Origin of the sequence: Lederbergia citrea (assembly GCF_018343525.1) — a bacterium.
In the GTDB taxonomy this organism is placed as follows: Bacteria; Bacillota; Bacilli; order Bacillales; family Bacillaceae_C; genus Lederbergia; species Lederbergia citrea.
In genome coordinates this window covers 1-20,315 of the sequence record NZ_JAGYPH010000005.1, presented here as the reverse complement: position 1 = coordinate 20,315, position 20,315 = coordinate 1, and the positions used below count along the sequence as shown (strand labels likewise).

Genomic DNA, 20,315 nt, shown 5'->3' with positions numbered 1-20,315 from the left:
AAAATGGATAAAGACAGGAGGCGCCAAAATGTCGCTCTTCCAAAAAAAATTCGATCGGACACAAATAAAAGAGCCATTAGTGGATACTCGTATCCCATTGGCAAATCCGTATATCGATGAATTAGTGGAACATTATAAACTTCGGTTACTGGCAGAAACAAATCTCGAACAGTTGATCAGTCTTTCAGAAGGCGAAAAAAGACTTACAATCGAACGGTTAATCAATCAGTTTATGTCCGAGGAAAAAGTGATTATTCCGCGACATGAGAAAGATATTTTATTATCGCGGCTTATTGATGAAAGCGTTGGTTTCGGTCCGCTAGAATCGCTTTTGAATGATGAAGAGATCACTGAAATTTTGGTGAATGGACCAAAAGAAGTGTTTGTGGAAAAAAACGGAAGACTTGAACAAGCAAATATTATATTCAAGGATGAAGCACATATACGGCATATTATTGACCGTGTTGTCGCCCCGCTCGGTCGCCGGCTCGATGAAAGCTCGCCAATGGTGGACGCCCGATTACCTGACGGGAGCCGGGTAAATGCTGTCATTCCTCCTATAAGTTTGAACGGAACCCTTATTTCTATCAGGAAATTCCGGAAAACGCCGTTTGAAATGGAAGATTTACTGAACTTTAAATCTTTAAATGAAGAGATGTCTCTCTTTATTCAAGCTCTCGTCAAAGCAAAAACAAATATATTAATTTCCGGGGGAACGGGAAGCGGGAAAACCACATTATTGAATGCAGTCGCCAAAGCTATTCCAGCTTACGAACGGGTCATCACAATTGAAGACTCCGCTGAACTCCGCCTTAACCGCTCAAGCGTTGTTGGTATGGAGGCACGGCCGCCAAACGTAGAAGGCAAAGGAGAAGTGTCAATTAGGCAATTAGTTAAGAATGCCCTAAGGATGAGACCCGATCGGATTATCGTTGGAGAAGTCCGTGGGGCAGAAGCGTTTGATATGCTGCAGGCCATGAATACAGGGCATGAAGGGTCGCTAACAACCGTCCACGCGAATACGCCAACAGATGCGATCAGCCGTGTTGAGGGAATGGTGGTTATGGCAGGCATGGATTTACCGACTCATATCATCAGGGAATATATTGTCGGTGCACTTGACTATATTATTCAAGCAGAACGGTTAAGCGATGGCACAAGGAAAATCGTAAACATTTCCGAAGTGTATGTAAATCAAGAGAATCGGATTCAAGTCCAAGATATTTTCCACTTTAAAAGAAGTGGTGTAAATGAAAAAGGACATGTCACTGGGGAATTTGTTGCGACTGGTATTATTCCGAAATGTTTAGAGCAAATGAGAATCTATGGAATCGATCTCGATCCTTCCATCTTTACTGTCGGAGGAGGTGCTGGAAATGAACTTGAGCGTACCCATACTGTATAGCTTGTCAGTCTTACTCATTATCTGGTCGTGCTATTTCTATCTAGGGTATAGAAGCCAAAAGAAGGAATGGCAGAAACGAGTAAATAAATGGTTTCCCGAGGAAAAAAGGAAAAGCGCTATAAGTGTATGGGGAGATCGCTACGATCAGTCAAAAAATGCACAGGCACTCATTAGTAAACTACAGAATGCTAATCTTCCACTATTACCATCTGAATATATCGGAATTCATATTTTAGGTTTCCTAGTTTTACTGCTCCTATTCGTCAATATTTTTAATATGCCATTTTCGCTAAGTATGATGATCGCAGTAGGTATTTTGACAGCCGTGCATTTCTTGCTCTTCTCTCTAAGGAAGAATAAATATGAGGAAAGATTTAATGAGCAGCTAGGAGAAGTATGTCGAATGCTTGGAAATGCTGCCCGTTCAGGATTGACAATCAGCCAAGGGATTGACATTGTCGCAAGAGAAGTATCAGCTCCTGCAGGTACTGAATTTAAACGGATATCGCATGAACTTAAGCTTGGAGTTTCATTGGATCACGCCTTGAAGTCGGTTCAAAAAAGAAATAAATCGAGGGAGTTTCAGCTGTTTATCGCTACCCTTCTCATCCAGAAAAAAACGGGAGGCAATTTAGCTCTCACGCTCGAATCGATGTCCAATACGTTGGAAGATCGAAAAGTGCTAAATCAAGTAATCAAAACAATGACTTCCGAGCAGAAGTACATTTCGTACATTGTTCCTGCAATGCCAATTTTTATCTTACTCGTGATGAATAATATTGTAGAGGGGTTTATCGATCCATTATGGACAGGCCCTGGAATCATAATTTTGATTTTATTTATTGCCGGCATTGTGCTTTCCTTTTTGCTTATCCGTAAAATTACGAATATTAGGGTGTAGTATATGGATGCATTAATTATTCTTAGCGTTATCTTATTTTGGTTCATGATTATTCTTACTGTTAGGCATTCCTCTGTTTATATAAAAGAAAAACGACAGCTATTAGAACATGTCTCGGAAATTGCCTATACCGATGCGTTTGAGAAAAAGAAAAAACAGCTCAACAGACGTGTGGTTTTATTTCAAAAGATGACGAAATACGCGGACGAATTTGCTGATTTAGGACAAAGAATTAACTTTTTTAGCGAAAACCAGGATGTTGCCGTCTTGCTAAAAAAATCAGGAAACAAATATCAATTGACTGTTGCCCGGTTTCAGGGGATGAAAATATTTTTGCTAATCGTCGGCTTTTTTGCGGGAGCAATGTCATTTATGATTGGGCTTCCTTTCTCGCAATATGCCATTATCATCTTTCCGATCATCGGTTATTTTATCCCAATCATTACGGTTCGGAACCAGGCAAAGAAACGCCAAGAAGCGCTTCGTCTCGACTTGCCTGATTTCTTAGATACCATTAGCACTAGCTTGCATGCAGGAGTAAGTTTGGATCAAGCACTTAAGGAGGTGATTCGTTTCTTCGACGGTCCTCTCAGAGAGGAATTTTCTCGCTTCAATTATGAAGTCGATCTTGGAGTACCACGGGAGACCGCTTATCGGAATCTATTAGACAGAAACGATAACCAGGAATTCCAAGGGTTGATAAAAGCACTAATCCAAGGACAAAAGCTGGGTGTTCCCATTGCCACGACATTCAAAATTCAAGCGGAAGCATTAAGGCAAATTCGCGAAGAACAAATCAAAGAATTAGCTGCCAAAGCGTCTCCAAAGGTAACGCTCGTAACGACATTTGTGGTTGCCCCTGTATCAATCTTAATCATCGCCGGGTTGATGCTATTAAATTTAATATACGGCGAGAATAGTATTTTCACTTTATTTTAACCATTAAAAAAAATGTTGGAGGATGAAAAAAATGAAAAAGCTCACTGAAATGTATGTAAAATGCACAAATCGTCTTAATAACGTAATTCGTAATGAAAGAGGATCACAAACACTGGAGTGGATTGGTATCGCTGCAGTAGTCGTTATAGCAGTAGGACTTATCTCCACTGCATTTGCTGGTGATACCCAATTCGGAGATAAAGTAGTGAAAAAGTTCACAGGATTTATTGACAAGATTGGAAAGTAATTTTAAAAAATAGGGAGGAAGAAGTTAATGAAGAAAAGTTTTTTTATATTCATCATCGCCATCTTCCTCGCCTTGACGGGTTGTAAAGGGGAAAATAAAGATGTAAGCCAAGCTGGGAAGAAAAATGATCAAATCGTCCAAGAAAATAAGGAAGAAACCAAACCTGAACCGGAATCTGAATCCGCGACTGAGTCAGAAAAAACAAAAGAAGACGTCGCGTTTTTTAAGGATTTACCAGATGTTCCAAAAACAGCAGGTGATTTGATTCATCAATCAGCAGGACAGTTTGCGGATCAGGATGTATTTTCCGAGGAAGCCAAAGTCATAGAAGAAATAAAGGATATGCCACCACTATCTGAAGATGCTAGTGAAGAAGAATACGAGAAATATTTTCAGTATGTGTATGCTCAAGTAGCAACTGATTTTCCGAATCCGGAAGATTTGATTAACAAGTGGGAATATTCAATGTCTGGTGATCCGGCTGTGAAGGACGGACGGTTTACATTTAAAGAAAATTATAATGTCGAAGTCATTCTTGATGCGAGCGGAAGTATGGCTCATACAATTGGCGGGAAAACGATGATGGAACTGGCGAAAGAGGCAATTTCTAAATTTTTGGCCAGCGTACCAGAAGAAGCAAACGTATCATTAAGAGTATATGGACATAAAGGCACGGGATCAGAAAGTGATAAAAAACTATCCTGTTCCAGCATTGAGCAAGTATATGGCTTCGGGAAATATGAAGAAGCCGCCTTTAAAAAGTCGTTAAACAAATTTCAGCCGAGCGGATGGACACCTCTTGCCCGGGCATTAGAAGAATCAAAAAAGGCTCTTGCTAAATTTGATGCAAAAACAAACACGAACCTTATATACGTGGTAAGTGACGGCATTGAAACATGTGGTGGAAACCCGGTCGAAGTTGCGAAATCATTCGCTGATTCAAATGTTTCTCCGATTATTAATGTGATTGGGTTTAATGTTGATTCTGAATCACAAAAGCAATTAAAAGAAATGGCGAAAATCTCGAATGGTGTTTATACAACTGTAAATAACGGAGATCAGCTGCAAGATGAATTTGAACGTGCAAGTAAAGTAATGGAAAGATGGGAAGAGTGGAAAAGCGATTCGCATAGTGATGCTGATAATCAAAGAGTCGAAAATAGTTTTGATATTTTAGGATTTTCAAATGATTGGGGCTCTCGAGCTGATACGCAGAATTTAAATATTAGTTACTTTTTGTCCATTATGGAAGAAGAAGAAAAAATCAATATGGAGCAAAGGGACTTTTTTAATAAGCGAAGCATCGAATTAGAGAATCTAGTGAATCAAGCTCAAAAAGATGTAGTGAACGATCTGGAAAAATTAAATATTGAAAAGATAGATGAGCTAAAAAAACAGATCGATGAGAAATATCGATCCAATACATAATGTTCAGGCAGCGATGGGTTAAATAAATACGAGGAGTATACGAATGCGATATAGAAAAGTAGTTAATAGAATAGCTGCCCTTTTAGCTTTATTCATCGTATTGCTGCAAACTTTTTCCATTCCAGTTTTGGCTTCTGTCCAACCATGGGAAGGAAACTCCTGGGAAGGTGATTCCTGGAAAGGCGATTCTTGGGATGCAGGCGACTTAGAATGGGAAGGGAATCCTTGGAAAGGCGAATCTTGGGAAGGTTCGGGCACTACAGGAGATTCTTGGAATGGCGCACCCACTCAAGGTGGGAGTGGCTGGGATGGGCATACGTGGACAGATCGGCCATGGTATGCCAATCCTTGGCAAAATGGTGGATGGACCAATCCAGGGTTTAATGGAGGAAACTCATGGCAAGGGCCAGGGTTTAACGGGAATTCTTGGAGCACGCCAGGGTATAACGGTAATTCATGGAGTTCATCAGGTTATCATGGGAACTCTTGGAATGCGTCGGGTTACAATGGGGACTCCTGGAATTCACCTGGATACAATGGTAATTCATGGGCTGCTCAAGGGTATAACGGTTTACCTTGGAACAACCCTGCCTATAACGGTTCCCCATGGGCAGCACAAGGCTATAACGGAAACGGCTGGAGTAACGGTCCTTGGTCCAATCCGGGTGGTTTATACGGATCACCATGGATGAGTGGCGGCGGAGGTGGGGCCGGTACCATAGCTTCAGGTGCTGAGGCCCCACCTCCAAGTATTTCCGATATAAGTACTTTCGTGGTAGAGGATATTATCGGTGGCCAAGTAAGTATGATTGGCGAATATCTTGACGGTGCTACGGGCTTTGGCCCAAGCGGAAATTTCCTTGCAGGTTTAGCGTTAAGCACTGTCAAGGTTGGGCTTGGTGAAAATACACCCTGGTACGTAGACGCAGCAGAAGATACGTATACTGCAGTTGATATGCTTACTAATGGCTATGAAAAAGGTAAGTTACTCATCGACATGAGTCGAGGTGGTAGTTTAACAGGTACTACAGCGGCAAGAGGAGCAATTACAACAGCAAGTGGTGGTGTAGGTGCGCTCTCTAAATTTACTGTTGCCGGTGCCGCTATCGGTGCAGGTGTCGGGGCATATAATACGACTATGGATACGATTAATGCCGTTAAAGTTGTAAAGAGCGATGCAACAGGTGCAGAGAAAGTGTCGGCTGTTGCCGATGCTACCGCAAGCTTTGGAGAAGTCCTGTTTAATGCAGGAGCTATTGCCAGTGCTATACCTGGCGGTCAGGCGGTAGGTGCAGCGTTAGTCGTTGGTGGAGCAGCGGTTTGGGGTGCGTCGAAATTAACGAAGCTAATTGCTGACAATAAAGATGTGATTGCAAGTACTTACAAAAACGTAAAAAATGCTGTATCGAACGGAATTAGTAAAGGATTCAGCAAGCTAAGCGGATTGTTTGGCAGATAATAATCTATATGGCTCAAAGGTTGCTATGCCACCTTTGAGCTAATCATTTTACATATAATATCGAGGTGGATTCCATGAATACAGACCAATTAATGCGAAAAGCAGCACAATATAAAAAATGGCTAGAACAGTATACGTTGAATCCTTTCGCATACGTCATAAACGGAAACGAATATTACCTTGTAAACTACCATACGAATGATCCAAATAAGTTTAAAGGATATGCAGTTATTTCCCTGGATTCAGGACCAAGTGAGGAATATAGAGCTGCATTGCTTCCTTTAACTCTCTTTTCAGGTGCTTCTGCGAATATTTTTAATATAATGGAGCCCCGCAGTAAAATTCATCCCGATTTTTATAAACATACAATCGAGGCAATTGAAAACGAAGTATCGTCGAGTGGCGACGTCTCTACTAGTGATCCGATTGTTAAGGGTAAAAGTTTATTTGAAAAACTCATGCGCGTACAAACAGATTTTAATCAAATTTACAATAAGTATGAAAAATATTATGACAATGAGATTTTAGTTAAACATGTCATCGGGGATAAGGATATTGATGATACTTTGACCGCTTTATCAAAATTAGATCTTCTCCAATTTCAGCAAGGGGTGCTGCTGTCTGAATATGAAGAGATACTTCCGGCATTCTTTCAAGCAGTAGAAAAAAGAAACTTTAAAAGTAAGCTTCCACGGGAAAGCTGGAAGTTCTTAATGGGGATGAAGGATAACCTACATATTCTCGATGATCGGGTAGCACAATTTAAGTTCGAACAGTCCATTAAGCATTTGCCTTTTGATGAGCAGATTCGACATAAGATTGAAGATACGACAAACAGCGGCAAACAGCTCATTAAGGAACGTGAAAAAAGGTTAAGGGGTCCGGCAGCTAAATAATCATTTTTATAGACTCACAGAATTTCGAGGCGTAAATCCGCCGAATTTCCAAAAACCTACTTGGAATTGAGCTTTATTGAATATTTGGTATTTGTTTTTAAACCTTTCAAAAAAAGACACGCCAAAGAAGCTTTACATATTTATTTTTTAAAAAGGCTTTTTTACCAAGGTAGTGCTTGGTTGATTTCCGCTACAGTTGCTCGCTTTCCGCGGGTCCCCCCGGAACGCGTCCGCCTGGAACGGAAATCAACGGTGATAGAATACTTTGTACGTAGATTATTTATCTCATTCAATACAGAATAGTCAATCCCCTATTAAAAGTAGGAGGGGACATGAAAAATTGGGACAAAAAAATCTTGTACCATCCGACTCGGTGAATGCCGAGAGTCTATTTTTACTATAGGAGGTATTGCATAATGGATAAACCCATTTCTTTCGCTTTTTCTTTATTTGCTGGGAAATATGAAAAATTCCTGATTATCGTTTTCTTAGTGCAAATACCATTCTTACTCATTCATTCGTTTATAACGAACTATATATACGCAATTACGCCAACTTTTGGTTCGTTATTCTCGATAGCAGATATTTACTATGCATTTATTACATTGCTTTTACTTTTATTTGTACTCATTCCCTTTGTAAAATTTACAATTAATGAATATCAAGGAAATGAAAATTCCTTAAAAACAGCATTTTATAGTTTCGCTGTTCAAGGTTTTAATATTTTCGTATTCTCTGTTCTTCTCGCTTTAGCAGCCGTAATCGGATTTATGTTTTTCTTTATCCCGGGATTAATTATTTTGGCTGCATTTATTTCCGCTCCTATTATTGCATTGAATGATGAAAAATCAGTCTGGAAGAGTGTGAGAGAAAGCTTGCAAATTTTCAAAAAGCACTTTCTAGGTTTAATTTTTTGTATCTTACTATTTAGCTTATTGGAATTAGGGATTGGCGTATTTTTAAACTTTATCATTTTATCAATTACACCTTCATATGCAGCAATTATGATTACACAAATTTTTCTAAATACGATTTTCTTCCCGATCTTTATCGTTGTATTAACATCACTTACCATTAAATGGCGTGAGAACTTAAGTTCCTTACGCTTGGACAAAAATAAGGCTTTTGCGTAACAGGAAAGGGGCTTTTTAGCATAATGAGCTCAAAAAAATATATTCAAAATGAGGAAGGTTCTGCGACGATTGAATTTCTCGGAATACTACCATTTATTCTATTAGTCGTAGTCATCATGTGGCAGTTAATTGTTTCCATTCACGCGGTAATTTTAGTTCAATCCGCTGCCAATGAAGCAGGTAAAGTATATTCTTTAACAAAAAATCGGGGTGAAGCATCTGCTGCAGCCCAAGAAATTATTTCGGCAGGGGGGAGCTATCTTTCTTTTCAAAGTGCTCCTATAAGTGGTGAGAAAAATTATACTGCTACTGTAAATGCGAATATACGCTTTGTCTTTCTTCCGCAAAAATATTTTGGTGCTGCGCCCTCCTACTCCTTTTCGTCAACTGCAAAGGGCAGGGTGATAGAATGAAATTCCTGAAGAATATTTTGAAGAATGAAGATGGGAATGCCGTTTTATTCATGCTTGGCCTTCTTTCCATTATGATGATTCTCTTTATGTTAGTTGTTAATATGACGCAAGTGTTGGCAGTAAAAGAGCAGGCCAATACGACATCACAGCAAGCGAGTCTAGCTGCGACATCAGTCTTATATGAAGAAATATGGTATTCAATAGATGAATATGAGCGGTCGCTAATTGGAATGATTGAAAGCTATCCCGAAACAATTAGGGAAAAGGTGGATAAGCGAATCACTCAATTACGTTCTAACCATTCTTATCGAAATGATAGTGATAATGAGATTAGGAGGAAAGCTATTAATCAAGTTATATCAGAACAACTTCGGTCAGGTATTGGTAAGGAAGCACTGCGAAATCAGCTAGAAAATGATATTCGCTTTAAAATAATTCCTAAGATGAAAACTGCTGCTGTAGCCGCAATTGTCGCCAATAACGGAAATGTCAATGAGGCAGAAATGCAAGTTTTTAAGGACGAAAGAATTTATGTGAAGGCATCAAATAATGTAGAAGGAAGTGCCTATAATAAATATTTTAGTGGCATTAAAAAGAAGCTTTTCCAAGAATCAGCAGGTCCAAAAGTAGATTTTGTTTCACAGCTTTCCATTAGCCAAACAATTAAACTGAATTGATTTTATTTGGAAAGGAAGGGGAATATGGCAGCAAAAGAAAGAAAATGGAGACGAGTTTATTTATTTTTAATGATTTTCTTTTACGGTATTTATACACCGGTTTCAATCTTTGAATGGCTTGCAGCTGATGGAAAATTCCCATTTACAGCAATTTTAGTAGGCTTGGCATTGCCATTTATGAGGAAGAACCATTTAAACCAAATACAGCAGCAGAAAAACTAGGGGATCCATTGTGATCTTCTTTTTTTATCCGGCTCTAGCGCCTCCGCTTTTGTTCTGGAAGTAAATATGAAGAAATGGTAACATTATAGGAAATATTTGAATATTAAAGGGAGTGTCTGCCTATGAAATTACTCTGGGATTTGGATGGAACCATTTTTGATACATACCCGGCGATTTTGGAGAGCTTTTGTGCAGTCCATGAAGAAGCACACGGGAGATCAGTTGATAAAGTGGAAGCACTTAGGTGGCTGAAAAAGACTTCAAAAGAAGCGTTTAAGTATTTCGGGATTTCGGAAGACTACCGGGAAAGATTCAAAGAGTTGGACCATGCCCGTGCTGAAGCTGGCAGCCCTCCGTTTGAGGGGATAAAAGCTATTTTAGCAGCAACTGATGTGAATGTCATTGTGACACATCGCACAAAGTTATCAACAAAGGAGTTATTATCAAAATGGGGTCTGCTCCAGTATTTTGATGAAATTGTCAGTCCAGATGACGATGGCTACCCAAGGAAACCAGATGTTGGGGCATATCGGTATTTGCATGATAAATACAATTTGGATTGGGCCATTGGGGACAGAGCGCTTGATTTAATTCCTGCAAAAGCCGTTGGTATGAAGACATGTGCGTTTCAAAACGCTGATATCGAAGCAGATCTTCATATTGAAAAATACACGGATGACTTAATAGAAAAGCTTAAATAACATATCAATGGAGGGTTCTTTAATGACAAAAAAAGCACTTATAAACGTTGATTATACATATGATTTTGTAGCCGAAGATGGGAAGTTGACTTGCGGGAAACCAGGACAAGAGATTGAAAAGGCGATTGTTTCTCTTACTAAGAACTTCATTGAAACTGGCGATTTTGTTGTTTTTGCTATTGATAAACATGTTGAAGGGGATATCTATCATCCAGAATCAAGGCAGTTTCCCGATCATAATATCGAAGGAACTTCTGGCCGTGATTTGTATGGCACATTAGAAGATGTTTACATGCAACATAAAAATGATGCGAACGTACATTATATGGATAAAACAAGGTTTAGTGCTTTTGCCGGAACAGATTTAGAAATAAAACTGCGTGAACGGGGTATAGAGGAAGTACATCTATGCGGTGTTTGTACGGATATTTGTGTTCTTCATACAGCGGTTGATGCTTATAATAAAGGATTTCAAATTGTCATATACGAAGATGCTGTTGCAAGTTTTAACCAAGCAGGTCATCAATGGGCTCTTACCCATTTCGCCAACACCTTAGGGGCAAAAGTGACATCAGTCGAAATAAAGGAGTGAAGTTTATGAACCAGGGCTATGAAGATGATAGTTTAACATTACATACAGATTTATATCAAATCAATATGGCTAAAACGTATTGGCAGGATGGCATCCATAATCGAAATGCGGTATTTGATCTGTATTTCCGTAAGATGCCGTTTGCAAATGGCTATGCGATTTATGCTGGATTAGAAAAAGTGATTCAATATATCCGTGATTTTCGTTTTAGTGAATCGGATCTTGCCTATTTACGGGAAGAAGTTAAATATGAAGAAGATTTCTTAGATTATTTACGTAATATGCGCTTTTCAGGGACAATCCGTTCCATGAAGGAAGGGGAAGTTGTTTTTAACAATGAACCAATCATCCAAGTGGAGGCGCCACTCGCCGAAGCGCAGCTAATAGAAACCGCTTTGCTTAACATTGTGAATTACCAAACATTGATCGCGACGAAAGCGTCTCGCATCAGGCAGGTCGTTAACGGTGAAATCGCTTTGGAATTTGGCTCGAGAAGAGCGCAAGAAATGGATGCGGCGCTTTGGGGTACAAGAGCTGCATTTATCGGCGGTTTCGATGGAACAAGTAATGTGAGAGCTGGAAAACTATTCGGGATGCCGGTTGCAGGGACCCATGCTCATGCTATGGTCCAAGCTTACAAAGATGACTATATCGCATTTAAAAAATATGCAGAAAGCCATCGGGACTGCGTGTTTCTCGTCGACACGTATGACACACTGAAATCTGGAGTTCCTGCAGCCATTAAAGTAGCGAAAGAATTTGGCGATCTGATCAATTTTAAAGGCATTAGGCTGGACAGTGGGGATATGGCCTTTTTATCAAAAGAAGCACGCAAGATGTTGGATGAGGCCGGGTTCGTGGACGCCAAAATTTTTGCATCAAGCGATTTGGATGAATATACGATTTTGCATTTGAAGGCTCAAGGGGCAAAAATCGATTCCTGGGGTGTTGGAACGAAACTGATTACAGCATTTGATCAGCCCGCTTTAGGGGCTGTGTATAAACTTGTTTCAATTGAAGATGAGCATGGGGATATGCAAGATACCATTAAAATTTCCGGAAATGCGGAAAAAGTTAGTACTCCTGGCCGCAAAAAAGTTTATCGCATCATTAATCGGTTAAACCATAAATCAGAGGGAGATTATATTACTCTTTGGGATGAAAACCCGGAAGAAGAATCGCGTTTGAAAATGTTCCACCCCGTTCACACATATATTAGTAAATTTGTGACTGATTTTGATGCTGTGAATTTGCATGAAACTATTTTCAATCATGGAGAGCTCGTGTACGAATTACCTGCACTTCAGCAAATTAAAGGTTATGCATCGGAGAATCTCAGTTTATTATGGGACGAATACAAACGATCGCTAAATCCCGAAGAATACCCAGTCGACCTCAGTGAAAAATGCTGGGACAATAAAATGAGAAAGATTGAAGAGGTTAGGGAGAAAGTAGATCATCTAAAAAAATCATGATTGGTGGGAGGATTCATAATGGATGAACTCCAGCAGCGAATTATCGAAGAACTTGAAGTACTGCCACACATAGATCCAAAAGAAGAAATTCGTAAGAGCGTGGATTTTATGAAAGCATATATGTTAAAACACGGATTTTTTAACGGTTATGTGCTCGGAATTTCCGGTGGTCAAGATTCAACGCTTGTTGGTAAGCTTGCCCAAATGGCCGTTGATGAGCTAAATGAAGGTAGAGATATTGAGAAATATCAATTTATTGCGGTCAGGCTTCCGTATGGTAATCAAAAAGATGCAAGTGATGTGGATGATGCGCTAACGTTTATTCAGCCAAGCGTCACTTTTGAAGTAAATATAAAAGCTGCCGTAGACGCGAGTGCTGAAGCATTAAAAGCAGCAGGTGTCGAGATAACCGATTTTACAAAAGGAAATGAAAAAGCACGGGAAAGAATGAAAGCTCAATATAGCATTGCTGCGAATTATAATTGTGTTGTTCTCGGCACGGATCAAGCGGCAGAAGCGCTAACAGGATTTTATACGAAGTATGGCGATGGTGGATCCGATTTAGTGCCGATTTTCCGCCTTAATAAAAGACAGGGACGTCAGATGCTTAAGGAACTTGGCTGCCCAGAACATTTATATATGAAGGTTCCAACAGCAGATCTTGAGGATGACCGGCCAATGCTCCCGGACGAAGTGGCACTGGGCGTTTCCTACGAAGAAGTGGATGACTATCTCGAAGGTAAGGATGTTTCAGATACGGCAAAAAATACAATTGAAGCTCTCTACCGAAAATCTCAACATAAGCGGCATATGCCAATTACGATTTTTGATGATTTTTGGAAATGATCCGGTGGGACGAGTTGAAAGTGCAAATAACACTTTCGACTCGTCTTTCTTTTTCTATCATGTCTAGCTCCAGCGCCTAGCCCCTCAGAAAATTTGCTTGTCGGAGGCCCGCAGGATGCGGGTCAGAACGGCGAAGACATAAGGACGCGGCGCTCTTAGCCGTTCTTCCATGGCGAGGCGCTTGCGCTTTTCTTAATTAACCGAGAGGATTTTTCGAATATTGACAGAATATATGGGTGATGGGAAAAATAATTGATGGCGGTGCATATAGATGAAAATTGATATGAAGCAACAACAAATAAAGAAAATCATTCAAAATATCGAGAAAGTCATGATTGGAAAGACCGATGTGGCAAGGCTCAGTCTTGTTGCGCTTTTGGCTGAAGGACATGTGCTGCTGGAAGACGTTCCGGGCGTGGGCAAAACAATGATGGTGAGGGCTTTAGCGAAATCTGTCAACGCCTCTTTTAAAAGAATCCAATTTACACCTGATTTACTGCCATCGGACGTACTTGGCGTATCCATTTATAATCCGAAAGAAATGGAGTTTACATTTAGGCCAGGTCCGATTGTCGGGAATATTATTCTTGCTGACGAAATTAACCGTACCTCTCCGAAAACACAGTCTGCACTTCTGGAGAGTATGGAAGAGAAAAGTGTAACGATTGATGGTGTCACTTTAAAACTTGAAAAACCATTTTTTGTCATGGCTACGCAAAACCCAATTGAATATGAGGGAACATATCCACTGCCTGAAGCACAGCTCGATCGATTTTTATTAAAAATGAAAATGGGGTATCCACTTCCAAATGAAGAAATCGAAGTATTGACAAGGTCGCAGAAAGTATCCCCAATCGATGAGCTTGAGCCAGTTATTTCGCTGGCGGAATTAAGGGATCTGCAACAGCAAGTGAAAGAAGTTTATGTGGAGGAGACAATCAAGCAATATATTGTGGAGCTCGCCACACAAACAAGAAAAGATCCTAGTATTTATTTAGGTGCAAGTCCTCGTGCTTCTATTGCATTGATGAAGGCCGCTCAAGCGCTCGCTTTTATTTCTGGGCGGGATTTCGTCATACCAGATGATATTCAATATTTAGCACCTTACGTATTTACCCACCGGATCATTTTGAAATCAGAAGCGAAGTATCAAGGTGCATCCCTAGAACGCATATTAGCAACCATTATTAGTAAAACGCATGTCCCTATTAAAAGGGCAGTGAAGTAAAAATGAAGTCAAGATTTCGTAAACCCCGATTATTTACTCGCTTAAAACCAGTTTTGGGTTTTTTTATGCTAATCATTTTGTTTGCACTTACCTTTTCATATGCCATGTTTCAAGGCGGATTTGTAAGCTGGTTTTTATTTTTTAGCTTTTTCCCGTTTGGTCTTTATTCCCTTTTTCTACATCTTTATTCTCGTCGCCAATTTAAAGTTGAAAGATTAATAGAGCCTAAAGATTACAGTGCAGATGATCATATGAACGTGACGATTATGATAAGAAGGCGGATGCCATTGCCATTATTTTTTTTAATCGTAGAAGATATTACACCAGTGGGGCTTGATAGTGTTAGAAGTAAACAAGTATTATTTCCTGGTTTTAAAAGAGAGTTACAGCTATCTTATCGAATTGACAAAGCCTCCAGAGGAGAGCACATTTTTGAAGCGATCCGACTTACATCTGGTGATGTGCTTGGAATAGCAAAGAAGGAATGGTGGTTTGACTGTCGAGAATCAATCCTTGTTTATCCGAAATTCGAAGAGATGATATATCGGCCCCTTGAAAACAGATTCGAGCAAGGAGGAACGACCTCAGCTATGCAATTTCAAAAAGATACATCGCTTGTCGCTGGTGTTAGACAATATCAGCCAGGTGATCGATTTGCTTGGATTGATTGGAAAGCGACAGCTCGAACCAATGAAATGATGTCAAAAGAATTTGAAATTAGGCAGTCTAATGATCTCTTCATCGTTTTGGACCGGACACATACCGAAAACTTCGAGGAAATGGTTAAGTTTACGGCATCAGCTATTAGGGCGATTTTGAGGAATGGGGGGCAGGTTGGTTTGTTATCGGCAGGAAAAGAAAGAACCATCATTCCAATCAAAGGCGGAGAACAGCAACAACAGCAAATTTTTCACCATCTTGCCAAAGTGAATGCAGATAGCACCGTTCATTTAGCAAATTTGATTGAAGGAGAAGCCGCACTATATAATCATCCGGCAGCTTTAATTTTAATTACTTCAACATTAGATAAACAATTGATTGATCGTGCTGGCATGTATATGCGGCGAAAAGGTACACTCATTATTTACTTAATCAAAAAAAGACGTAGTATTTCTCACGCACAAGAAATGAAGCTTAAGGCATCAGCATTAAAAAGCGGCTTGATCATAAAAACGTTATATGACGGGGAGTTCCGAACTGCATTTTCAGAGGTGATGCGGGCGTGACCAATAAACGAATCGCTTTTTCATTCACGCTTTATTTCTTTGGCTTTTTATTGCTTTGGGAATGGCTGCGACCACTTAACCAAATAACTGATACGGGTGAAATCCATTATTTCGTTATTTTCATTGCATTCTCACTTTTGGTAAATTATCTTCCGCTTTTCTGGTGGATAAGCTATTCTTTAAAAGCAGGATTTATTTTATATTTTCTTCATGCTATTTTTAATGAAAAAAATAGCAGCTTTTTAAGTTGGCTCGTCGTCTTTTTTAAAGATATGGTAGCCAATTTGAAGATGCTGCTATCTGGGAATATTTATGATTTATCAGATATATTTCGTTCTGTCCTTTTCTTTATCTTGCTTTGGATTATGACGTATCTTCTTCAATATTGGCTTATGATTAGAAAAAGAATTTTCGTATTTTATTTTATGACTATTATTTACGTAGGAGTGCTTGATACTTTTACAAAATACGATGGTGAATGGGCGATTGTTAGAATTACAGCGATTGGGTTTATCCTGCTTGGCATATTATTTTTTCAGCGGTTATTGGAAAAAGAACAAATCGAAAATCGCCAAGTACTGTTGACAAAATGGATGATTCCACTGGCAATCATGGTTGTGGCCAGCATCACTATCGGTTTCGCTTCACCAAAAGCGGGACCGATATGGCCTGATCCAGTCCCTTTCATCCAATCGAAAGCCGAAAATGTCATGCCCCGAAAAAATAGTATTTCTACAATTGGCTATGGCATCGATGATTCCCGATTAGGGGGGCCATTTAAAGGTGATGACCGTGTTGTTTTTGAAGTTAGGACACCATCCCAACAATATTGGAGAGTAGAGACGAAAGATATTTATACCGGGAAAGGCTGGAAGGCATCAAAGAATCCCATTCCTCAGAGAAAGATTCGTAATGGAAAGGAATTTATTCTCGACTATGCATCTATTACAGATGAGCCAATCAGAAAAGCTATTATTGATGTAAAAATTCCTTATCCCCATATTGTCGTGCCTTATGGATTTCTTTCTGTTCATGGCAATGAAGATGGATATTTTCAATTCGATCCCGATTTAAATAAAATTTCCACTTTTACAAGTAAGGATAAAGAAGTCAGTCTGAAAGAATATGAAATGCAGTATAGAAGAGCTGCCTTTAGTATGAAGGAATTACGAGGAACAAAGAAGCTGCCTGATGAACCACACTTCGAAGGTATATTGGAGCAGTACACACAGCTTCCAGAATCGTTGCCAATCAGGGTACGGGAATTAGCAGAACAATTAATAGAGGGTCAAGATAACTGGTTTGATCAGACGAAGGCGATTGAACGGTATTTTCGATCGGGAGCCTTTGTGTATGATCAGACGAATGTCGCTATTCCAGAGGAAGACGAAGATTATGTGGATCAGTTTTTATTCGAAACATATCGAGGATATTGTGATAACTTCTCCACATCAATGGTTACGCTGCTTCGAGCGGTAAATATTCCAGCTAGATGGGCGAAAGGGTATACTGCCGGTAATTATAACGGCCTAGAAGGAACTGACAATAGGATTTATCAAGTCACGAATAACGATGCTCACTCCTGGGTAGAAGTATTTTTTCCGACACAAGGGTGGGTTCCGTTCGAACCGACAAGAAGTTTTGATAATTACACTACCTTTCTTCGGGATGAGGCTATAGAAAACACTGGAACAGTTACACCAACTGTTAAGCCAGCGAAGCCAGTTATATCTGAAGCAGAGAAACCAAAACCGGAAATTAGTAAAAAGAAGGAAATTAAAACTTCAAATACTAAATGGCCCAAAATAAAATCATTTACAGTAAACAATAAAATGGCATTGTTATTCGGTTTACTAGCGATTGTGGCTTTAGGTTTTTCGCTCTTTTGGAATAGAGGAAAATGGATTCCACATTTACTTTTATGGTCTTATAAACGAAAGTCTGGAGGAGAAACATTTGTCCAAGCTTATGAAGACTTACTGAAGCAATTGGATCGATTTGGTGTTAAGCGGGAGATTGGGCAGACCTTACGTGAATATGCGGCCTATGTTGATCGCCACTTTGACTCTAATGATATGAGTGACTTGACAGAACTTTACGAACGGGCCATTTATCGTGGAGATTATCCGGATTCAGAATGGGAATACGCGAGCAAATTATGGGAAAATTTAATCAAAAAGGCAACAGGTTGACCGTGAATTGAAACAGGTATAAAATGAAGCAAATATACATGAAACGTTGCTGACAGAATGATTATACGTCTAGCTGCAGTGCCAGCCTACGTTGCCAAACGGGCACTTCAGCTTTTCTATTGTTGGCAGCCCTTCATATAATCCCGTTAATATGGTCCGGGAGTCTCTACTAGGCCGCCGTAAATGGCCTGACTATGAAGGCAGGTTTTTCCGGAAGACAAGCGAATGCTCAGGAAAGATGCATGGGTTTATCTGGGCTACGCGTTTTTTGTCATCAATAAAACTGGAATTCTGCCTTCTTAGATGAGAAGGAGAGTTCCAGTTTTTTAATTTTCTAAATAGTATTGGAGGGGCCTTAATGCCAGGAAAAACAGAGTTACATAATCAAGAGATGATTGTTGTACTGGATTTCGGAAGTCAATATAATCAACTGATCACAAGAAGAATCCGTGAGTTTGGAGTTTATAGTGAACTACATCCGCACACAGTTACCGTAGATGAAATAAAAAAAATGAACCCAAAAGGAATTATTTTATCAGGCGGGCCGAACAGTGTTTACGCGGAAGATGCTTTTCGCTGCGATGAACAGCTATTTGATTTAGGTATTCCTATATTTGGGATTTGCTACGGAATGCAGCTTATGACTACCCATTTTGGTGGAAAAGTTGAAAGAGCAAAGGGCCGTGAATATGGAAAGGCGCTTATGCAAGTTAAAGAAGGTTCTCAGCTTTTTAAAGGCTTGCCAAATGAGCAGGTTGTTTGGATGAGTCACGGCGACTTGGTTCAAAATGCACCGGAAGACTTTATCATTGATGGTACAAGCCCAGCTTGTCCTATTGCCGCCATTAGTAATGAAGCAAAGCGGATGTACGCAGTTCAATTCCACCCGGAAGTTCAACACTCCGTGCATGGGAATGAAATATTGAAAAACTTTGTCTTCGGGATTTGTGGATGTAAAGGCGACTGGTCAATGGGGAATTTCATTGAAGTAGAGATGGAGAAAATCCGCCAGGAAGTCGGCAACAAAAAAGTACTTTGTGCTTTAAGCGGTGGTGTTGATTCGTCTGTTGTTGCCGTTTTAATCCATAAAGCGATCGGCGACCAGCTAACATGTATCTTTGTTGATCATGGTCTGCTTCGAAAAGGTGAAGCTGAAAGTGTAATGAAAACATTCACGGAAGATTTCCATATGAATGTTATAAAAGTGGATGCAAAAGAGCGGTTCCTTGGAAAATTGCGAGGTGTAACAGATCCCGAGCAAAAACGTAAAATCATTGGAAACGAATTTATTTATGTTTTTGATGATGAAGCAACGAAGCTGGAAGGCATTGATTTCCTAGCCCAAGGGACACTGTATACGGATATTATTGAAAGTGGTACAGCAACTGCACAAACGATTAAATCGCATCATAATGTCGGCGGTTTGCCGGAAGATATGCAGTTTAAATTAATTGAGCCGCTTAACACGCTGTTTAAGGATGAGGTTCGTGCATTAGGTACTGAACTCGGTATTCCTGACGAAATCGTTTGGCGTCAACCTTTTCCAGGACCTGGACTTGGTATTCGAATTCTTGGCGAAGTAACGGATGATAAGCTCGAAATCGTTCGCGAGTCCGATTTTATTTTACGAGAAGAAATTAAAAAAGCAGGATTAGATAGAGAAATTTGGCAGTATTTCACGGTATTGCCTGATATCCGCAGTGTTGGTGTCATGGGCGATGCCCGGACATATGACCATACGATCGGAATCCGCGCCGTAACATCCATTGACGGAATGACTTCTGATTGGGCGAGAATCCCTTGGGATGTGCTTGAAATAATCTCGACACGAATTGTTAATGAAGTGGAGCACGTTAACCGTGTGGTTTACGATATTACGAGCAAACCGCCAGCAACCATTGAGTGGGAGTAATTATAGTAAGTAATAGAAGAGTTAACATTTGACCTGTTGGCAAAAGCTGATAGGTCTTTTTTTACGACCTTTTTGTTAAAAAAATACTTTGAACAATCAAGTTGACTTTAATAGTTTCTAATGATAGAATATGTTTACTGTTAATCCGGAACAACGTTCTATAAAAACATTTTAAAAAAAAGGGTTGACGGTGATTTGCTCGCATGGTATATTAGTTAAGTCGCCAATGAGCGATTGGGAAATTTGATCTTTGAAAACTGAACGAAACGAAACGAAACGTCAACAATTAATTTAGTAAGACCAGCAAATGAGCTAACAAACTACTTTTATGAGAGTTTGATCCTGGCTCAGGACGAACGCTGGCGGCGTGCCTAATACATGCAAGTCGAGCGGACCTTTGGGAGCTTGCTCCCAAAGGTTAGC

Annotated in this window: 19 protein-coding genes, 1 rRNA gene and 1 riboswitch; all 20 genes read left to right on the top strand. The window is 39.8% G+C overall.

Features of this window, described 5'->3' with window-relative positions:
• The first annotated feature begins 28 nt into the window (after positions 1-28).
• A complete protein-coding gene (locus KHA88_RS19225; RefSeq protein WP_213122656.1) occupies positions 29-1,405 on the top strand; it encodes a TadA family conjugal transfer-associated ATPase in 1,377 nt (458 codons plus the stop codon).
• Positions 1,377-2,306, top strand: a complete 930-nt coding sequence (locus tag KHA88_RS19220) for a type II secretion system F family protein (protein WP_213099949.1) — start codon at positions 1,377-1,379, stop codon at positions 2,304-2,306. The genes KHA88_RS19225 and KHA88_RS19220 overlap by 29 nt, the downstream gene beginning before the upstream one ends.
• 3 nt (positions 2,307-2,309) lie before the next feature.
• On the top strand, positions 2,310-3,245 hold the full coding sequence (locus tag KHA88_RS19215; protein WP_213099950.1) for a type II secretion system F family protein: 936 nt from the start codon (positions 2,310-2,312) through the stop codon (positions 3,243-3,245).
• 31 nt (positions 3,246-3,276) lie between these two features.
• Positions 3,277-3,492: a hypothetical protein gene (locus KHA88_RS19210; protein WP_213099951.1), complete on the top strand. Its 216-nt coding sequence runs from the start codon at positions 3,277-3,279 to the stop codon at positions 3,490-3,492.
• Positions 3,493-3,519: 27 nt separating this feature from the next.
• Complete coding sequence (locus tag KHA88_RS19205; protein WP_213122655.1) at positions 3,520-4,920, top strand: VWA domain-containing protein; 1,401 nt, start codon at positions 3,520-3,522, stop codon at positions 4,918-4,920.
• Between the two features lie 43 nt (positions 4,921-4,963).
• Complete coding sequence (locus tag KHA88_RS19200) at positions 4,964-6,379, top strand: hypothetical protein (protein ID WP_213122654.1); 1,416 nt, start codon at positions 4,964-4,966, stop codon at positions 6,377-6,379.
• A 74-nt stretch (positions 6,380-6,453) separates the two neighbouring features.
• Positions 6,454-7,275 (top strand): hypothetical protein, encoded by an 822-nt coding sequence (locus KHA88_RS19195; protein ID WP_213122653.1) that lies wholly within the window; start codon positions 6,454-6,456, stop codon positions 7,273-7,275.
• A 416-nt stretch (positions 7,276-7,691) separates the two neighbouring features.
• Complete coding sequence (locus KHA88_RS19190) at positions 7,692-8,408, top strand: hypothetical protein (RefSeq protein WP_213122652.1); 717 nt, start codon at positions 7,692-7,694, stop codon at positions 8,406-8,408.
• Between the two features lie 23 nt (positions 8,409-8,431).
• The gene (locus KHA88_RS19185; protein WP_213099956.1) at positions 8,432-8,821 is read left to right on the top strand and encodes a TadE family protein; all 390 of its coding nucleotides are present in this window, start codon (positions 8,432-8,434) and stop codon (positions 8,819-8,821) included.
• A gap of 17 nt (positions 8,822-8,838) precedes the next feature.
• Positions 8,839-9,498 (top strand): Tad domain-containing protein, encoded by a 660-nt coding sequence (locus KHA88_RS19180; protein WP_213122651.1) that lies wholly within the window; start codon positions 8,839-8,841, stop codon positions 9,496-9,498.
• 24 nt (positions 9,499-9,522) lie between these two features.
• Entirely contained in the window at positions 9,523-9,720 is a 198-nt protein-coding gene (locus tag KHA88_RS19175; RefSeq protein ID WP_213122650.1) for a hypothetical protein, read from the top strand.
• A gap of 122 nt (positions 9,721-9,842) precedes the next feature.
• Complete coding sequence (locus tag KHA88_RS19170) at positions 9,843-10,421, top strand: HAD hydrolase-like protein (protein WP_213122649.1); 579 nt, start codon at positions 9,843-9,845, stop codon at positions 10,419-10,421.
• Between the two features lie 22 nt (positions 10,422-10,443).
• A complete protein-coding gene (locus KHA88_RS19165; protein WP_213122648.1) occupies positions 10,444-11,013 on the top strand; it encodes a cysteine hydrolase family protein in 570 nt (189 codons plus the stop codon).
• Positions 11,014-11,018: 5 nt separating this feature from the next.
• Positions 11,019-12,488 (top strand): nicotinate phosphoribosyltransferase, encoded by a 1,470-nt coding sequence (locus KHA88_RS19160; protein ID WP_213122647.1) that lies wholly within the window; start codon positions 11,019-11,021, stop codon positions 12,486-12,488.
• 18 nt (positions 12,489-12,506) lie between these two features.
• Positions 12,507-13,334, top strand: coding sequence for an NAD(+) synthase (nadE, locus tag KHA88_RS19155; RefSeq protein WP_213122646.1), 828 nt, complete (start codon positions 12,507-12,509; stop codon positions 13,332-13,334).
• A gap of 271 nt (positions 13,335-13,605) precedes the next feature.
• Positions 13,606-14,562 carry an AAA family ATPase gene (locus tag KHA88_RS19150; protein ID WP_249313334.1) on the top strand — a complete coding sequence of 319 codons (957 nt, stop codon included), beginning with the start codon at positions 13,606-13,608 and terminating at the stop codon, positions 14,560-14,562.
• Positions 14,563-14,627: 65 nt separating this feature from the next.
• On the top strand, positions 14,628-15,788 hold the full coding sequence (locus tag KHA88_RS19145; protein ID WP_213122645.1) for a DUF58 domain-containing protein: 1,161 nt from the start codon (positions 14,628-14,630) through the stop codon (positions 15,786-15,788).
• Positions 15,785-17,980 (top strand): transglutaminaseTgpA domain-containing protein, encoded by a 2,196-nt coding sequence (locus KHA88_RS19140; protein ID WP_213122644.1) that lies wholly within the window; start codon positions 15,785-15,787, stop codon positions 17,978-17,980. Before KHA88_RS19145 ends, KHA88_RS19140 begins: the two co-directional genes overlap by 4 nt.
• A gap of 113 nt (positions 17,981-18,093) precedes the next feature.
• Positions 18,094-18,195: riboswitch (purine riboswitch) on the top strand.
• Positions 18,196-18,338: 143 nt separating this feature from the next.
• Positions 18,339-19,892: a glutamine-hydrolyzing GMP synthase gene (guaA, locus tag KHA88_RS19135; RefSeq protein WP_213099966.1), complete on the top strand. Its 1,554-nt coding sequence runs from the start codon at positions 18,339-18,341 to the stop codon at positions 19,890-19,892.
• 324 nt (positions 19,893-20,216) lie between these two features.
• Positions 20,217-20,315, top strand: a 16S ribosomal RNA gene (locus KHA88_RS19130); the annotation flags it as partial.